We start from the raw sequence: 13,602 nt of genomic DNA on the forward strand, positions 1-13,602 counted from the left end.
CTCTAATCTAAATTAGGGAATTACGCTCTTATTCGTTCAATGATTTAGTCTGAAATTACTTGAAACGCTTTTCTACACCGATCTCTTCTTTGCAGTCTTCTTCTATATTTTTTTCTATCCCGCTTTACTCCTTGTATATACATAAGTAAGCTAACGAGAAGGAAGAAAGCACATTGCATCGTTAAAATGTACGGTGACATGCCTTGCAATGGTTGCTTTGGGTCATATAAATGAATAGGTGCTCCGCCTATTGTAGGGAATATTGTATTTAGCAGGACGTACGGAATGGAGTTAACTGCAAATGGAAATAGAATCGCCATATAGTCCTTTTGTGACCATGCAGATGCAGCGAGTCCTAAGAGGGCCATTAAACCTGCAAATAAAAAATTAATTCCGATATATACCGTAATGTAAGTGAGAGGCGCATCTAAATATAGGTTTGCGAACATTCCATCATCATTTATGATGCCTGAACCAGCTATAGGTTCTCCGTCTGGAATTGTTAATTTGCAAAATAATAATGATAAGATGAACGGAAATGTATAAAGAAATCCTCCGCAAAAAAACGTAACGATATATTTCGTTATTGAATAAGGAAATAACGAAATTCCTTTACTTACGAACGGTTTAAAACCATCTGACTTATCGGAATTGTAACTTGTACTAAAGGGGAAACTCGCAATAACTGGCATTAATAATAAATAAACATCCATTTCATTATCACGAAATCCAATCCATTTTATATCTGTTGATATAGGTCCGCCCGCAGCGTTTCCTAAATAACGAATGACATAATAATAATGATAAATACAAATAAGAACGAATCCACTAAACAAAATAATTAAAGAAACACGATTACAAAAAGCTTGCTTTATATTTAAACGAAGTGCACGCATCATGACTGAAAAAGCCCCCACTGATTATTAGTCTTCACCAATCGGACTTTTATGGACAGCCCGATTCCCACCTAAATTCTTTGCTTTCGCTGAATTTTGAGGTGGGGTCTTACTGCCCGTTAAAGTCGGATAAACTTGTCTATTTTCTATATTACTATTAAATGTAAAGATTTTCTTGTTTTTTTATTTGATTATTTGAAAAAAGAGAAATTTGTTGTTTGTAAGTAAGGTTTAGCTGTATATCTCAAGAACACCTTTTCCTTTTCTCTTTTCTTCTGATAAACTATGGAAAGTATGATATAACTTGACTGAAATTTTTTATGATGGAAATAATAAAAAAGAGAACTTGTATAGAATGTAAGCGTGTGGTAATATCAAAGATGTACTGATTGACTAAATTATCCAATTGGTCATTTTTGGAGGTGACGATGTGGCGATAGATCGAAAACGTTCTATTATTGAGGCTGCAACAAAGTCTTTTTCAGCATTCGGTTATAAAGCAACAACGATGGATCAAGTAGCGAAGTTAGCGAATGTAGGAAAAGGAACGATTTATACTTTTTTCAAAAATAAAGAAGAGCTATTTGGCGAGATTATTTCTAATTTAATTACAGAAATGAAGCAAGTTGCAGAAAATGCAATTCGTTCAGATGTTTCATTTTTTGAAAATGTACATAGAGCATTATATAGCATATTAGAATTCAGAAAAGAACATCAGCTCATGATTAAGTTAATTCAAGAAGAGCGCGATATGGGAACGAAAGAAGTACAAGAAGTGATGCAACAAGTAGATGTGGAAATCGTTTCTGTCATTCAATCGTATTTAAAGATTGCGATTGATAAAGGTGAAATTAGCAAATGTGATCCAGAAATTACAGCATTTATTATGCTTCGCTTATATGTATCGCTTATTTTTGATTGGGAAAAAAATCATGAGCCGCTAGAAAAAGAAAAAATTGCAGAATTATTTGAACTTTATTTATTAAAAGGATTGTCAAACTAAGATAATCCTTTTATTATTATAAAAAAAGTGACCAATTGAACAAAGTGGTCATATATTTAATTTAGGAGGGATAATAGAAATATTCACTTCATAGTAAGGAACAGTTGCATAGTATAAATTCGGGGATAAGGCATATGTATGAATAGGTATAGCCTTTTTGTTTGGGTAAAAATGACTAAATGAACAATATAGTCATTTTAAAAAGGGGGATAAATGATGAAAGGAAATCAGTTACTTCGTAAAGAGTTCACACAAATTATAAAAAGTAAAAAAATATTAATTCCAATTATCGCGGTTTTATTCGTACCGATTTTATATGCAGGCATGTTTTTATGGGCCTTTTGGGATCCGTATAAACAGTTAGATGATTTACCAGTTGCGGTAGTCAATTTAGATAAAGGTGCAGTGTTTGACGGAAAACCAATTGAGGTCGGAAAAGGGCTCGTTGATAATTTAAAAGATAATACAAGTTTTAAATGGGAGTTTGTAAGTGAAAAAGAAGCGAAAAAAGGAATGGAAGGTAGAAAGTATTACATGTTAGTACGCATTCCAGATGACTTCTCAAGTAACGCTACAACATTATTAAAAGATGAACCGAAACCATTAAACTTAGAATATATTCCAAACGAAAGCTTAAACTTCTTATCTTCACAAATTGGCGGAACAGCCATTGAAAAAATTAAAGGTGAAGTAGCAAGTACGTTAACGAAAACATATGCAGAGAAAATGTTTGATTCCATTCAAGACGTCTCAAAAGGATTAGCAGATGGGGCGGAAGGAGCAAGTAAACTACATGACGGATCAAGTGAGCTGCATGATGGTTCAAGTAAAGTAACAGATGGCCTTCATACACTTCAAGGAAAGTCTGGGGAGATGAAGGATGGAGTAGGGAAGCTATTTGATGGATCTGGGAAAGTGACAGTAGGTTTAAATACGTTAAATGGCAAAACAGGTGAGATGCAAATAGGTATTGGAAAATTAGTAGATGGGTCAGGAAAAGTAACGAACGGTTTAAATACGTTAAATAGTAAAACAAGTGAGATGCAAACAGGTATCGGAAAATTAATAGATGGATCCGGAAAAGTAACAGCAGGTTTAAATACGTTAAATAACAAAACGGGTGAAATGCAAAAAGGAATTGGCGAATTACATGATGGATCTGAAAAAGTGACCGGTGGTTTGAACAAATTAGTAAGTAAATCCGGTGAATTACAAAAAGGAACAACGGATCTATCAAATGGTATGGGAAAACTTGCTGAAGGGCAAAGTCAATTAGAAAAATGGTCTCAAGAGATTCAAAAGGGATTGCAAGATTTAAATAGTAATGTACAAAAATCTGTTGCAGGATTGGGGGAAATGCAGTCGAAAGGCCCTTCTATATTGAATACAGTAAATGAGAAAATAGATGGTGCTGGGGCGAATGTAAATCAGTTAAATGAGCTTACGCAATCAACAGAAGAAGATGCAAAAAATGCAGCGCAAGATGTAGCGAATTTACAAAAGCAAATTGAAAGTTTACCGAAAGAATATCAAGAGCAGTTACAACCATTCATAACAAGTGCTGTAAAAAGTACAGCGACAGTTCAGCAAAAAACTACTGGAGTAGCAGGCGGAACAAATAAATTAAATGAAGAAGTAAAACAATTAAAAGGCGAAATAAATCAAAAAACAGGGGATGGACAAAGCAAACTGCCGAATGCAGCAGAGTTACAATCCTTAACTGCTGGTATTGAACAATTATCTAGTGCACAAAAAGGGTTTGTTGAAAAATTTCAAGGATTTGGTGTAAAGTTAAATGTTGCTAAAGAAGGCGCAAATAAATTTAAAAATGAATCCGGTCAATTAATTGATGCGATAAATCAATTAGCAGATGGCTCAGGTAAAGTAACAGGCGGTTTAGGAACTTTATCTGCAGGAGCAAATCAAATGGCAGGTGGAGTAAATCAATTAGCAGATGGCTCAAGTCAAGTAACAGGCGGTTTAGGTGCATTATCTGCAGGAGCAAACCAAATGGCAGGCGGAGTAAATAAACTAGCAGATGGTTCAAGCCAAGTAACAGGCGGTTTAGGTACATTATCTGTAGGAGCAAATCAAATGGCAGGTGGAGTAAATCAATTAGCTAGTGGCTCCGGTCAAGTAACAACAGGCTTAGGTGCATTATCAACTGGCTCAACCCAGTTAATCGACGGAGTAAATAAACTAGCAGACGGTTCCGGGAAAGTAACGGATGGCCTTGTAAAAGTAAACGACGGTTCAGGTGAACTTGCTGAGAAACTAGGCGAAGGGGCAGAGAAAACGGGTGAAGTAAAAGGAACGGATAAAACGTATGATATGTTTGCAAGCCCTGTAAAAGTGAAGACAGAGAAAATGGCGGAAGTTCCAAACTACGGAACTGGATTCACACCGTATTTCTTATCACTCGGTTTATTCGTTGGGGCATTACTATTATCAATCGTATATCCATTACGTGACACAGTTGGTGTTCCAAAATCAGGGTTTAGCTGGTTTATTAGTAAGTTTGGCGTATTACTATCAGTCGGTATTATTCAAGCAGTAGTAGCTGATGTCATATTACTGTTCGGATTAGGTGTAGAAGTACAAAGTATTCCGTATTTCATACTCTTTAGCATCGTTACAAGCTTAGCGTTTATCGCGTTAATTCAATGTTTAGTAACAGCATTCGGTGATGCAGGGCGTTTCATTGCCATCATCACATTAATTATTCAGCTTACAACAAGTGCCGGAACATTCCCACTAGAATTAATTCCAAAATTTTTACAACCATTCAATGCTTGGTTACCAATGACATACTCTGTATCAGGATTAAAAGCAGTCGTATCAAGCGGAGACTTTGACTTCATGTGGCAAAACATAGGAATACTCATGATTTTCATCGTTGTGTTATCACTTGGAACAATTGCTTCATTAACTTGGATGCATAAACGACAGTTTAAAAATATTGCTGAAAATCAATCGGTTGAAGCGTAGAAAAAAGCACCTTTTTGGTGCTTTTTTTATTGTAATACAGGGCATCTTTTTTGTAGTTCGGATATGAATCTTTCTAAAAACTATAGAAACGAAAGAAAAGGAATTACAACAATTTACAGAGAAACATAGAGTAGAGGAGCTGATACGATGAAAGGAAATCTTACTTATTATTTTATCTTAAATCCGCTAATCATCTTTCTTGTTTACGCCCTTTCACCTATCTTGTTTCATAAAGAAAAATATATAAATATGAAAGATGCACTAGGAATACTTACAGTTTACTATGTACTAATTAGCGGGTATTACCTTATGGATGTTATAAGTAAAAGAATGAAGAAAAATAGTAAGGACAAATAAAAAATCAGTACATAAAAAAACGATGGAGGACAAAAAAATGACTGAAAGTGACATGAAATTTAGGGATACGACCATTCGTAACTTTTTTGGTAAAGAGGACCGTCTAAAATCGATTCCAGGTCAAAAGAAGAAAAAACTAGTATTGTTAGAGCATTTAATTAGCAAATTAAACGCTGAAAATCACTATACAGAAAAAGAAATGAATACATTTATAAAACAATATCACGATGATTTTTGTACGATTAGACGCGAGTTTATTGTGCACGGGTTTATGGATCGCGAGGATAATATGTACCATATAAATGGGAGAGAAGTTTGGACGAAGTGGGAAGAGTTATAAATGTAATGAGGAAGGGGGATTTTCTTGCAAGTTAGTAGTCTTATACATGAGAGTCCGGAAAAACATCGATGTTAGGGATATCATTTAATACTTCAAATGAAATAAACGGATGCTATATTTTCCAAGCATCCGTTTACACCACAATCTAGCTTTCGCCCCAAAAATTTATCCCCAAAAACTAAAGTTATTTTCAAGAATACCATCTGGGTTTGTTTGTATATAGCCACCACCGTTTTCAGTGGTTGCGTCTATATCTGTGTTGCCATCACCATCTCGCCAATATCCTTCAACATGAGTTCCGTCTTGACGATCATAACTAGAAACGAAATGTGGCTCTACAAAATGATCTCCAGCATAATCAACATTTGAAGTATCAGTAACATCTGGATTTGCACTGGTGAATGGATTATTTACCTCAGAAATACCGGTCATATCTATGGTATCCATCTGATCAAATGAATCAGGAGTAGCTGTATTGTTAGGATTAAATGGATTACGGAACATAATTTTCAACCTCCAAACGGAATGTGTCTACGTGCTTTTCAGCATGGTTTTCATTTTTATTTGCTAATTCGATAAGCTTCTGTTTTTTCATTGTAACAGACTCATCGATTGGCAAGTTTTTAAATGTATAGAGCTGTGTCATTTTCATTAACATGTGTTCTCGAACTTCTTCGTTGTTTTTAATAGGCTCATAAAGAGCATGAACTTGCTTATAAGTATGGAAAACGGCATGATTCACTTCAGAAATATAGAAAGGCAATAACGTCTGAATGAAATGTTCGAAGGAATCTTGTATTTTAGAAGTATAGAATTCTAAACGTTGATTCTCACTTTCTTTTCGAATTCGCTCTCTCATTTCATGGTCTTTCTTACTATAATAAGTATTAATCCCGGTCATAGCTATTCCAATTAAAGCGAGGGGGCTAAGAGCTATTGCGGCTACCCCATACAAAGCACCATTGATTATTCCTCTGTTGATTATTTGATTAGAAATGTTTTTCTCATAGTCCTCTCTAGGAATAAGTGCAAAAGAAACTGCTGAAATAGAACTCTCCATTTCATGAAGAGAACGATGAATTTGAGATGTAATACCCATAAGTTTTTTTTGTAATGATTTAAATGATTGATATACCTTTCCTTGACCATGTTCCTTTAAAATATCTTTTTCCATTTGTTCAAGCATTGCTGGAAGATAAATAGATACCTTATCCAAATGTTTCTTTTGAGACTGTGTAGCATAATATAAATAGTTAATGATTTGTACATTCTTTAGTTCTTTGTCTTGTGTAGTAGCCTGAATTTCTTTCAAACCTTCGTACATTGCGAAAAGTTGTCCGAAATAATGATATAAGATATGGTTGTTAATTTGCCGACTATAACTTAAAAATAGTTGATCAGATGAAACTTGTGGCAGACTTGCTTCTTTCTTAAAATAATAGGCTTTTGACATTATCTCTTTAATACGTTCATTATAAACGTTCAATTTATATTGTTTCTGATTATTGAGCGTTACTGTCAATTCAGAATAAGATGATGATTCATTACCATAGTTGGTTACAGAAATATCTACAATTTGTTCATGATATAAATGTAAGAAATCCTTTTGAAGGGATCGTTTTAATGTGATAGCGTCCATCGATTGTTCTAGGAAAAACGGCTCATTATGGCCCGTAAAACAAATATTCATTTTTAACGGTTCTGTTATAGCTTCAAATTGTATGTAATTATGTAATTTGAATTTATTCTTCGTTTTTATAAGCGCTATTTCACCTTGGTGGATGAAAATGACATTCTTACCGTCTCGAATAAATTGGGCGTTTACCAACCTCACTACACCGATAGAATTCAAAGTATCTGCTAGAATAAATTCAATTTCCTCTTCATTTATTGCCATTATTATATTCACATTTGTGTATTCCTTACCTAATAAGGTACCAGTGAAATCTCCAAAATTCGAAATGAATCTATGATTTGGTTTGGTGAACTTTTTTGAAATTTGATTTTCTAATCCATTATAATCTAGTGAAAGTATAAATCGAGCCATTTGTCGCTGTTTATGCATGATCAATATTTGTTTTGACAGCGAATTGTAATAGCTATCGTATTCTTTGAAAGGATGTTGACTTATAATCTTACGTTTTGCTTCATCCATGACAACTAAGTCATCATTGAAAAGTGCAAATACTAGCTCTTGATTTCGTACGAACTGTCGATGAATGATACCGTTTGTTACAGCAGTGTACAGTAAATTTGTATTACCTATATCTTCAAAGATACTTGGGGATTGTTCTAATAAGCTGATTAATTGATTAATTTTATTATCAAAAGGGATAAAAATCTTAATATTCTCCAAATCACCGACCGATTTATTATAGAATTTTCCATTCAATTCTATAATAGAATCCGTCTTTTTGTATGAATAGATTCTATAATAGTATATGTCGGTAAAAGGGCCGTTCATTAATACTATCTTCTGATCTTTTATTATAATATCGCTGGAAAACATTTCAGAATGTTCGCTTTCAAAGTTGTTTGATATTAAACACGGTGCACTAGTAGCTGTTTCACCAACAATATGCCATCGTTTTTTTCTTACTCCTGATGTATATAACTTGTAAAATTGTCCATGAGTTATAGAAATATGAAATGTAAAAGAATCTGTTTTATAATTAGATAATTGCACATCAGATTTTGAAAATTTTACTTTAATCTTCCCTGTATATTCCCAGCTTTGTTCAGAAGAAAATAATCCGCCAGAATCATACCCCAATACTCGACCAGAATTGGTTATATATAGTTTCTTGTCTCCTATAATAGAATTGTTTGGAGCGGAAAACCCTCCGTTAACCTCTATAACAACATATTCTGTTTTCGTTAATTTATTATAAATCATACTGGCTGTCATAAAGTCCCTCCATAAGATATAAAATGAATTTCCATATTTAACTATATTATTCATTTTAAAATCTGTCTATTTTTATATTTGAAATTAATTGTATATTTTTATAAGCGAAAATATTACTAGATCATCGCTCTGCATCTGTACCGTCTTACTAGTTGATACGCATTTCCCTATACTATTTCAAATTGCTTAACAGATTTTTTTCGTTTATATAGACGTAGGAATATTGCATCAAAAGTGAAGAGACTGCCAATATTGGCAGTCTCTTTTAGTGGAAATGTTAACACTTAGAAAACCTTAAGTTCCAATCTTTCTTTCTGACGAAGATGATGTGCAAAATGCATAGAAATAAGTTGGAACCATTCTGCTGCATGTAAGTAACCAAGCCCAGGGTGTTCGACTTTACAATCACTTGGAATAGAAGAAAGTGTTGGCTCAATGTCTTTAACAACTGTAATTAATTCTAGCATACGTTTTTGTATTTCTTCTTTATTAGAGGGATTTTCAGGTGTATATCCAGGATGATTTGGTACTTTGATTTGTATATCCGGGAAAGCACCAAGTTTATATACTTTTTCACCCATATCCGTTTTCTTGTTAGTTGCTGATGGTGTTTCAGTTTTACATTTCGCGATTGCATCTAACTGCATATATGTAGAGGCAATTAAATGACTATACATTTGACCGAGGGACCATTCTTCGCTAGACGGCTTCGTCCTAAATTGTTCTATAGAGTACCTTTCTAATTCCTCTATGTAATACGTAGCTAATTCCTCAAATTTCTTCATATTGTTAACCCCTTTTTATAAAAATGTATTTGTTAATACCTACTATAAAGGAGGGCTACTGACAGCATTATGTCAGTAGTGAAATTAAAGTTTTAACATTTTTTTTGCTTCATCACGGATTTTCTCAGAAAGAATTTTTGGCTCAAGTACTTGCACTTGGCTCCCCCAGCTCAATACCCATTGAAACACTTCGTCTATATTTCTTGATTTCAAAAAGACGTGAAAACCGTTATTTCTATGTTCATATGAATCTATAAAATAATATCGTGATTCAATAATTTTATGTGCAATATGAGATGGAAACAATAAATGAATCATAACAGTACGATTGCTTTCAGGCTTATAGTTTTGTAAAGAAAAGTCTTTCGGTTTTGTGAAAAATTCTTGTTCTTGCTGTAACGTATCCATACGATCTAAACGAAAATTGCGTATTTGTTTTCGAAGTAAGCAATGTGCAACGATGTACCAAATTCCTGAAATATTGACTAAGCCATAAGGATGAACGGTCCGCTTTATTTTTGTAGTTTCTCTCGGTTTCCGATAAGAAAAAGAGATAGCTTGTTCTTTTTGAATAGATTCTTGCAATAGGAGAAGTTGATTTTCTAGTTTTTCTTGTTCAGATTGCTGATGTGAAAACATAGGAGAAAGGAAACGAAAAGTTTCTCGTAATTCCTGGGCTTTCTTTTGTTGATCAGCAGGGAGAACAATTTCAAGTTTCTCTTTTGCTGATCGTGCATGTACAGAAAAAGAAGAAGTGAAAGTTTTCTCGATATAATCACCGCCTAGTAAAAGAGTAACAGCCTCTTCAGGCGTAAGCTGAATGGGGGGCAAGAAATAACCATCCATTAATGAATAACCGTGACCAGGCATTGAATAAATAGGAACACCCGATTCGTTAAGTGCATCCATATCTCGATAAATCGTTCTTATACTTGTCTCAAATTTTTCCGCTAAGCTTTGTGCTGTAACAGTTTGTTTTCTTTGTAATTCAATTAATATAGCTAATAAACGATCTGTCCGATTCATGAAATATCACCTTCAAATTTTTATAAATATGTTTACTATAAACTTCTAAAAGCAGTATGTTTTCCCCTCCCATTAACAGACTTTTCCCTATGTATAATATTAATATAGTAAAATCATAAGAAGCCGTATTGCAGTTTCCAATAATATACTATATAATCAATTTAAGAAAACGTTTTCATGCAAAGGGGGAGAATTTCGTGTCGACTATAGAGGACGTGGCGAAATTAGCGGGGTTATCAAGGACAACGGTTTCTAGGGTGATTAATAATCATCCATATGTTTCAGATGAGAAGAAAAAAAGGGTTCAATTAGCGATGAAGCATTTAGGCTTCGTTCCTAATTCTGCGGCGAGAAGGCTTCGTAAACAAAAAACGGAAACAATTGCGGTGCTAGTTCCAAGGATTACAAATCCTTTCTTCAGTAGATTTATTGAAGCAATTGAGATTGCTGCTTCTGAACATAAATATAAACTGATTATTTGTCAAACAAGATATTTACCGGAAAAAGAGATGGAGTATTTACAATTATTATCTACGAAACAAGTAGATGGGATTATTCTATGTTCACTAGAAAATTCATGGGAAGATGTAGAGCCATACTTACAGCACGGTCCAATCGTGTTATGTAATGAATATATTGAGGAAGCAAATGTTCCAACAGTGAAGTTTGATCATGCGCAAGGAGCATACATAGCTGCTAAGCATGTGTTAGAACAAGGGTATCGTAATCTTATTTTTTGCCGTGGTAACGAAACCAAAGTGGTTAGCCAACAGCGAAAAATGGGCTTTTTACGTGCGATAACAGAGAAAAGCCGCCAAGTAGAAGCGATCGATTTTCTTGAAAACGCTTTCTCTTGGGAAGATGGAAAACGAATATTCCATGAAGTATTAAAGGACAAAAAAAATCCTACCGCGATTTTGGCAGGAGGCGATGAGGTAGCAGCTGGAATTATTTCAGAGGCGAAACGCCATGACTGGAGCATTCCAGATGATCTCGCTGTTATCGGTTTTGATAATCAAATTTTATCACAGATTACAGAGCCAGGTATTACGACAATTGAACAGCCAATCGATGAGATGGCCCGAAAAGTTGTCGACCTGATGATGGATAAAATCCATACGAAAAATTATCGAAAAAAAGAATTGTATGAGTTTGAATTGGAGCTCTTGGTGAAAGGTTCAACGATGAAGGATACGATGTTATTAGCCTAGTAGACTATGTCTGCTAGGTTTTTTTCTGTTCACAAACTACTATTCTTCGTGAACGCAGTCATCACATTTGTTATGGTATGCTTCGTGTTGCTCATCAATTTCTTTCCCACAGTGCGCACAAGTTTTCGTCGGTAAATTTCTGAAAAACTCCATTGGTTGATCGATCATGTCAATCCCTCCATTTCCATTTCTTACTATCATTGTATTAGTACAAAAAACAAAAGTCAACAACTGTTTTATAACAAAATTGAAAATTAATGAAAAAGTTTAGGAAATGGATTATAGTTAACAATGTAGAATGTAAGTGAAACATGCATTTCTACTCGGTTTTAGAAAGGATGGATACATATGAAAATGACTGTTGTCGGCTTTTGGGGCGGCTTTCCAGAAGCGGGAGAAGCAACGTCGGGGTATTTGTTTGAACACGATGGTTTTCGTTTACTTGTAGACTGTGGTAGTGGTGTACTAGCACAGCTTCAAAAATATATAACACCATCTGATATAGATGCAGTTGTACTTTCGCACTATCATCACGATCATGTTGCAGACATTGGGGTATTGCAATATGCGAGACTAATTACGAGTGCGACAAAGGGACAACTACCGGAACTACCAATATACGGTCATACGTTTGATGAGAGTGGATTCCATTCTTTAACACATGAACCGCATACGAAAGGAATCGCGTACAATCCAGAAGAAACACTTCAAGTTGGACCGTTCTCGATCTCATTCTTAAAAACTGTTCATCCTGTTACATGCTTTGCGATGCGTATTACAGCAGGTAATGACGCTGTAGTATATAGCGCAGATTCCAGTTATATTCCTGAATTTATTCCATTCACAAAAGATGCTGATCTTTTCATTTGTGAGTGTAATATGTATGCACATCAAGAGGCTGCAAAAGCAGGGCATATGAATAGTACAGAAGTAGCAAGTATTGCGAAAGATGCGAATGTAAAAGAACTTTTATTAACGCACTTACCGCATACAGGCAATCCAGCTGATTTAGTAACAGAAGCAAAACAAATTTTCAGTGGCCATATTACGCTAGCGCATAGTGGCTACGTATGGAACTCATGAGGTGATACGATGTTATTTATTGATAATAAAGGGATTATAGATCCTAGAATAAACTTAGCGATTGAAGAATATTGTGTGAAGAATTTAGATATTAACGAAACATATTTACTTTTCTACATTAATGAACCTTCGATTATCATTGGTAAAAACCAAAACACAGTAGAAGAAATTAATGCAGATTACGTAAAAGAAAAAGGTATTCATGTCGTTCGTCGTCTATCAGGCGGAGGCGCAGTATATCATGATTTAGGAAACTTAAATTTCAGCTTTATTACGAAAGATGATGGAGACAGTTTCAGCAACTTCAAAAAATTCACAGAGCCTGTAACGAAAGCGCTTGGTAAATTAGGCGTAAATGCAGAACTAAGTGGTCGTAACGACATTTTAGCTGAAGGCAGAAAAATTTCAGGTAACGCGCAGTTCTCAACGAAAGGTCGTATGTTCAGTCACGGTACGTTACTATTTGACTCTGAAATCGATCACGTCGTATCAGCACTGAAAGTAAAAATGGATAAGATCCAATCCAAAGGAATTAAATCAATCCGTAGCCGCGTTGCGAACATTACAGAGTTCCTAAACGAAGAAATGACGACAGAAGAGTTTAGACAACTTCTTCTAGAAACAATTTTTGAAGGAGAAACAGAAATTCCAACGTATGAATTAACAGAAGAGGATTGGAAAGAAATCCACAAACTTTCTGAAGAGCGCTACCGCAATTGGGACTGGAACTATGGAAAATCTCCGAAGTTCAACTTACAACATTCACACCGCTTCCCAGTTGGACAAGTTGACGTTCGTCTTGAAGTGAAAAAAGGAACAGTAACAGAATGTAAAATTTACGGTGACTTCTTCGGTTCACTAGATGTGCATGATATTGAAGAACGTCTAACAGGCGTACAATTTGATAAAGATGCATTCACTGCAGCTTTAGAAGGCGTAGATATCGCACGTTACTTCGGTAATATTACAACAGAAGATTTCTTACATTTGTTCTTCTAAAAATAA

General features: G+C 34.7%; 13 protein-coding genes. 7 read left to right on the top strand and 6 right to left on the bottom strand.

From position 1 onward, the window contains the following. Nucleotides 1–44 precede the first annotated feature (44 nt). Nucleotides 45–899 (bottom strand): hypothetical protein, encoded by an 855-nt coding sequence (locus tag EGX95_RS04275; protein WP_000984138.1) that lies wholly within the window; start codon nt 897–899, stop codon nt 45–47. A 427-nt stretch (nt 900–1,326) separates the two neighbouring features. Between EGX95_RS04275 and EGX95_RS04280 the strand changes: the two genes are divergently transcribed. From EGX95_RS04280 to EGX95_RS04295, 4 genes are all read left to right on the top strand, one after another. Then, nucleotides 1,327–1,899, top strand: a complete 573-nt coding sequence (locus EGX95_RS04280; protein ID WP_000963375.1) for a TetR/AcrR family transcriptional regulator — start codon at nt 1,327–1,329, stop codon at nt 1,897–1,899. Nucleotides 1,900–2,115: 216 nt separating this feature from the next. After that, nucleotides 2,116–4,887: a YhgE/Pip domain-containing protein gene (locus EGX95_RS04285; RefSeq protein ID WP_000678104.1), complete on the top strand. Its 2,772-nt coding sequence runs from the start codon at nt 2,116–2,118 to the stop codon at nt 4,885–4,887. A 147-nt stretch (nt 4,888–5,034) separates the two neighbouring features. Continuing rightward, nucleotides 5,035–5,244, top strand: a complete 210-nt coding sequence (locus tag EGX95_RS04290) for a hypothetical protein (protein ID WP_000678005.1) — start codon at nt 5,035–5,037, stop codon at nt 5,242–5,244. A gap of 37 nt (nt 5,245–5,281) precedes the next feature. After that, nucleotides 5,282–5,584, top strand: a complete 303-nt coding sequence (locus EGX95_RS04295) for a DUF2087 domain-containing protein (RefSeq protein ID WP_000140256.1) — start codon at nt 5,282–5,284, stop codon at nt 5,582–5,584. A 165-nt stretch (nt 5,585–5,749) separates the two neighbouring features. On the opposite strand, the gene EGX95_RS04300 is transcribed toward EGX95_RS04295, so the two are convergent. From EGX95_RS04300 to EGX95_RS04315, 4 genes are all read right to left on the bottom strand, one after another. After that, the gene (locus tag EGX95_RS04300; RefSeq protein WP_000489542.1) at nt 5,750–6,088 is read right to left on the bottom strand and encodes a hypothetical protein; all 339 of its coding nucleotides are present in this window, start codon (nt 6,086–6,088) and stop codon (nt 5,750–5,752) included. Beyond that, the gene (locus EGX95_RS04305; RefSeq protein WP_000127291.1) at nt 6,078–8,492 is read right to left on the bottom strand and encodes a hypothetical protein; all 2,415 of its coding nucleotides are present in this window, start codon (nt 8,490–8,492) and stop codon (nt 6,078–6,080) included. The genes EGX95_RS04300 and EGX95_RS04305 overlap by 11 nt, the downstream gene beginning before the upstream one ends. A gap of 284 nt (nt 8,493–8,776) precedes the next feature. After that, nucleotides 8,777–9,277, bottom strand: a complete 501-nt coding sequence (locus tag EGX95_RS04310; protein ID WP_000713025.1) for a DinB family protein — start codon at nt 9,275–9,277, stop codon at nt 8,777–8,779. 84 nt (nt 9,278–9,361) lie between these two features. Beyond that, a complete protein-coding gene (locus EGX95_RS04315; protein WP_001082246.1) occupies nt 9,362–10,303 on the bottom strand; it encodes a helix-turn-helix transcriptional regulator in 942 nt (313 codons plus the stop codon). Nucleotides 10,304–10,500: 197 nt separating this feature from the next. On the opposite strand from EGX95_RS04315, the gene EGX95_RS04325 reads away from it, so the two are divergent. Beyond that, on the top strand, nt 10,501–11,514 hold the full coding sequence (locus EGX95_RS04325; RefSeq protein WP_000103731.1) for a LacI family DNA-binding transcriptional regulator: 1,014 nt from the start codon (nt 10,501–10,503) through the stop codon (nt 11,512–11,514). Nucleotides 11,515–11,553: 39 nt separating this feature from the next. Here EGX95_RS04325 and yhfH read toward each other — a convergent pair whose 3' ends face one another. After that, on the bottom strand, nt 11,554–11,682 hold the full coding sequence (gene yhfH, locus EGX95_RS04330) for a protein YhfH (RefSeq protein ID WP_000567010.1): 129 nt from the start codon (nt 11,680–11,682) through the stop codon (nt 11,554–11,556). Between the two features lie 180 nt (nt 11,683–11,862). Here yhfH and EGX95_RS04335 point away from each other — a divergent pair, with 180 nt between their 5' ends. After that, nucleotides 11,863–12,597 carry an MBL fold metallo-hydrolase gene (locus tag EGX95_RS04335; RefSeq protein WP_000784661.1) on the top strand — a complete coding sequence of 245 codons (735 nt, stop codon included), beginning with the start codon at nt 11,863–11,865 and terminating at the stop codon, nt 12,595–12,597. A gap of 9 nt (nt 12,598–12,606) precedes the next feature. Continuing rightward, complete coding sequence (locus EGX95_RS04340) at nt 12,607–13,596, top strand: lipoate--protein ligase (protein ID WP_063246626.1); 990 nt, start codon at nt 12,607–12,609, stop codon at nt 13,594–13,596. The last annotated feature ends 6 nt before the right edge of the window (nt 13,597–13,602 follow it).

This window comes from Bacillus sp. FDAARGOS_527 (genome assembly GCF_003812125.1).
Classification (GTDB): domain Bacteria; phylum Bacillota; class Bacilli; order Bacillales; family Bacillaceae_G; genus Bacillus_A; species Bacillus_A paranthracis.

What these genes read in the sequence shown, in the direction of transcription:
- EGX95_RS04275 (WP_000984138.1), bottom strand. Translation starts at nt 899, where the DNA reads ATGATGCGTGCACTTCGTTTAAATATAAAGCAAGCTTTTTGTAATCGT.
- EGX95_RS04285 (WP_000678104.1), top strand. Translation starts at nt 2,116, where the DNA reads ATGAAAGGAAATCAGTTACTTCGTAAAGAGTTCACACAAATTATAAAA.
- EGX95_RS04290 (WP_000678005.1), top strand. Translation starts at nt 5,035, where the DNA reads ATGAAAGGAAATCTTACTTATTATTTTATCTTAAATCCGCTAATCATC.
- EGX95_RS04295 (WP_000140256.1), top strand. Translation starts at nt 5,282, where the DNA reads ATGACTGAAAGTGACATGAAATTTAGGGATACGACCATTCGTAACTTT.
- EGX95_RS04300 (WP_000489542.1), bottom strand. Translation starts at nt 6,088, where the DNA reads ATGTTCCGTAATCCATTTAATCCTAACAATACAGCTACTCCTGATTCA.
- EGX95_RS04305 (WP_000127291.1), bottom strand. Translation starts at nt 8,492, where the DNA reads ATGACAGCCAGTATGATTTATAATAAATTAACGAAAACAGAATATGTT.
- EGX95_RS04310 (WP_000713025.1), bottom strand. Translation starts at nt 9,277, where the DNA reads ATGAAGAAATTTGAGGAATTAGCTACGTATTACATAGAGGAATTAGAA.
- EGX95_RS04315 (WP_001082246.1), bottom strand. Translation starts at nt 10,303, where the DNA reads ATGAATCGGACAGATCGTTTATTAGCTATATTAATTGAATTACAAAGA.
- yhfH (WP_000567010.1), bottom strand. Translation starts at nt 11,682, where the DNA reads ATGATCGATCAACCAATGGAGTTTTTCAGAAATTTACCGACGAAAACT.
- EGX95_RS04335 (WP_000784661.1), top strand. Translation starts at nt 11,863, where the DNA reads ATGAAAATGACTGTTGTCGGCTTTTGGGGCGGCTTTCCAGAAGCGGGA.
- EGX95_RS04340 (WP_063246626.1), top strand. Translation starts at nt 12,607, where the DNA reads ATGTTATTTATTGATAATAAAGGGATTATAGATCCTAGAATAAACTTA.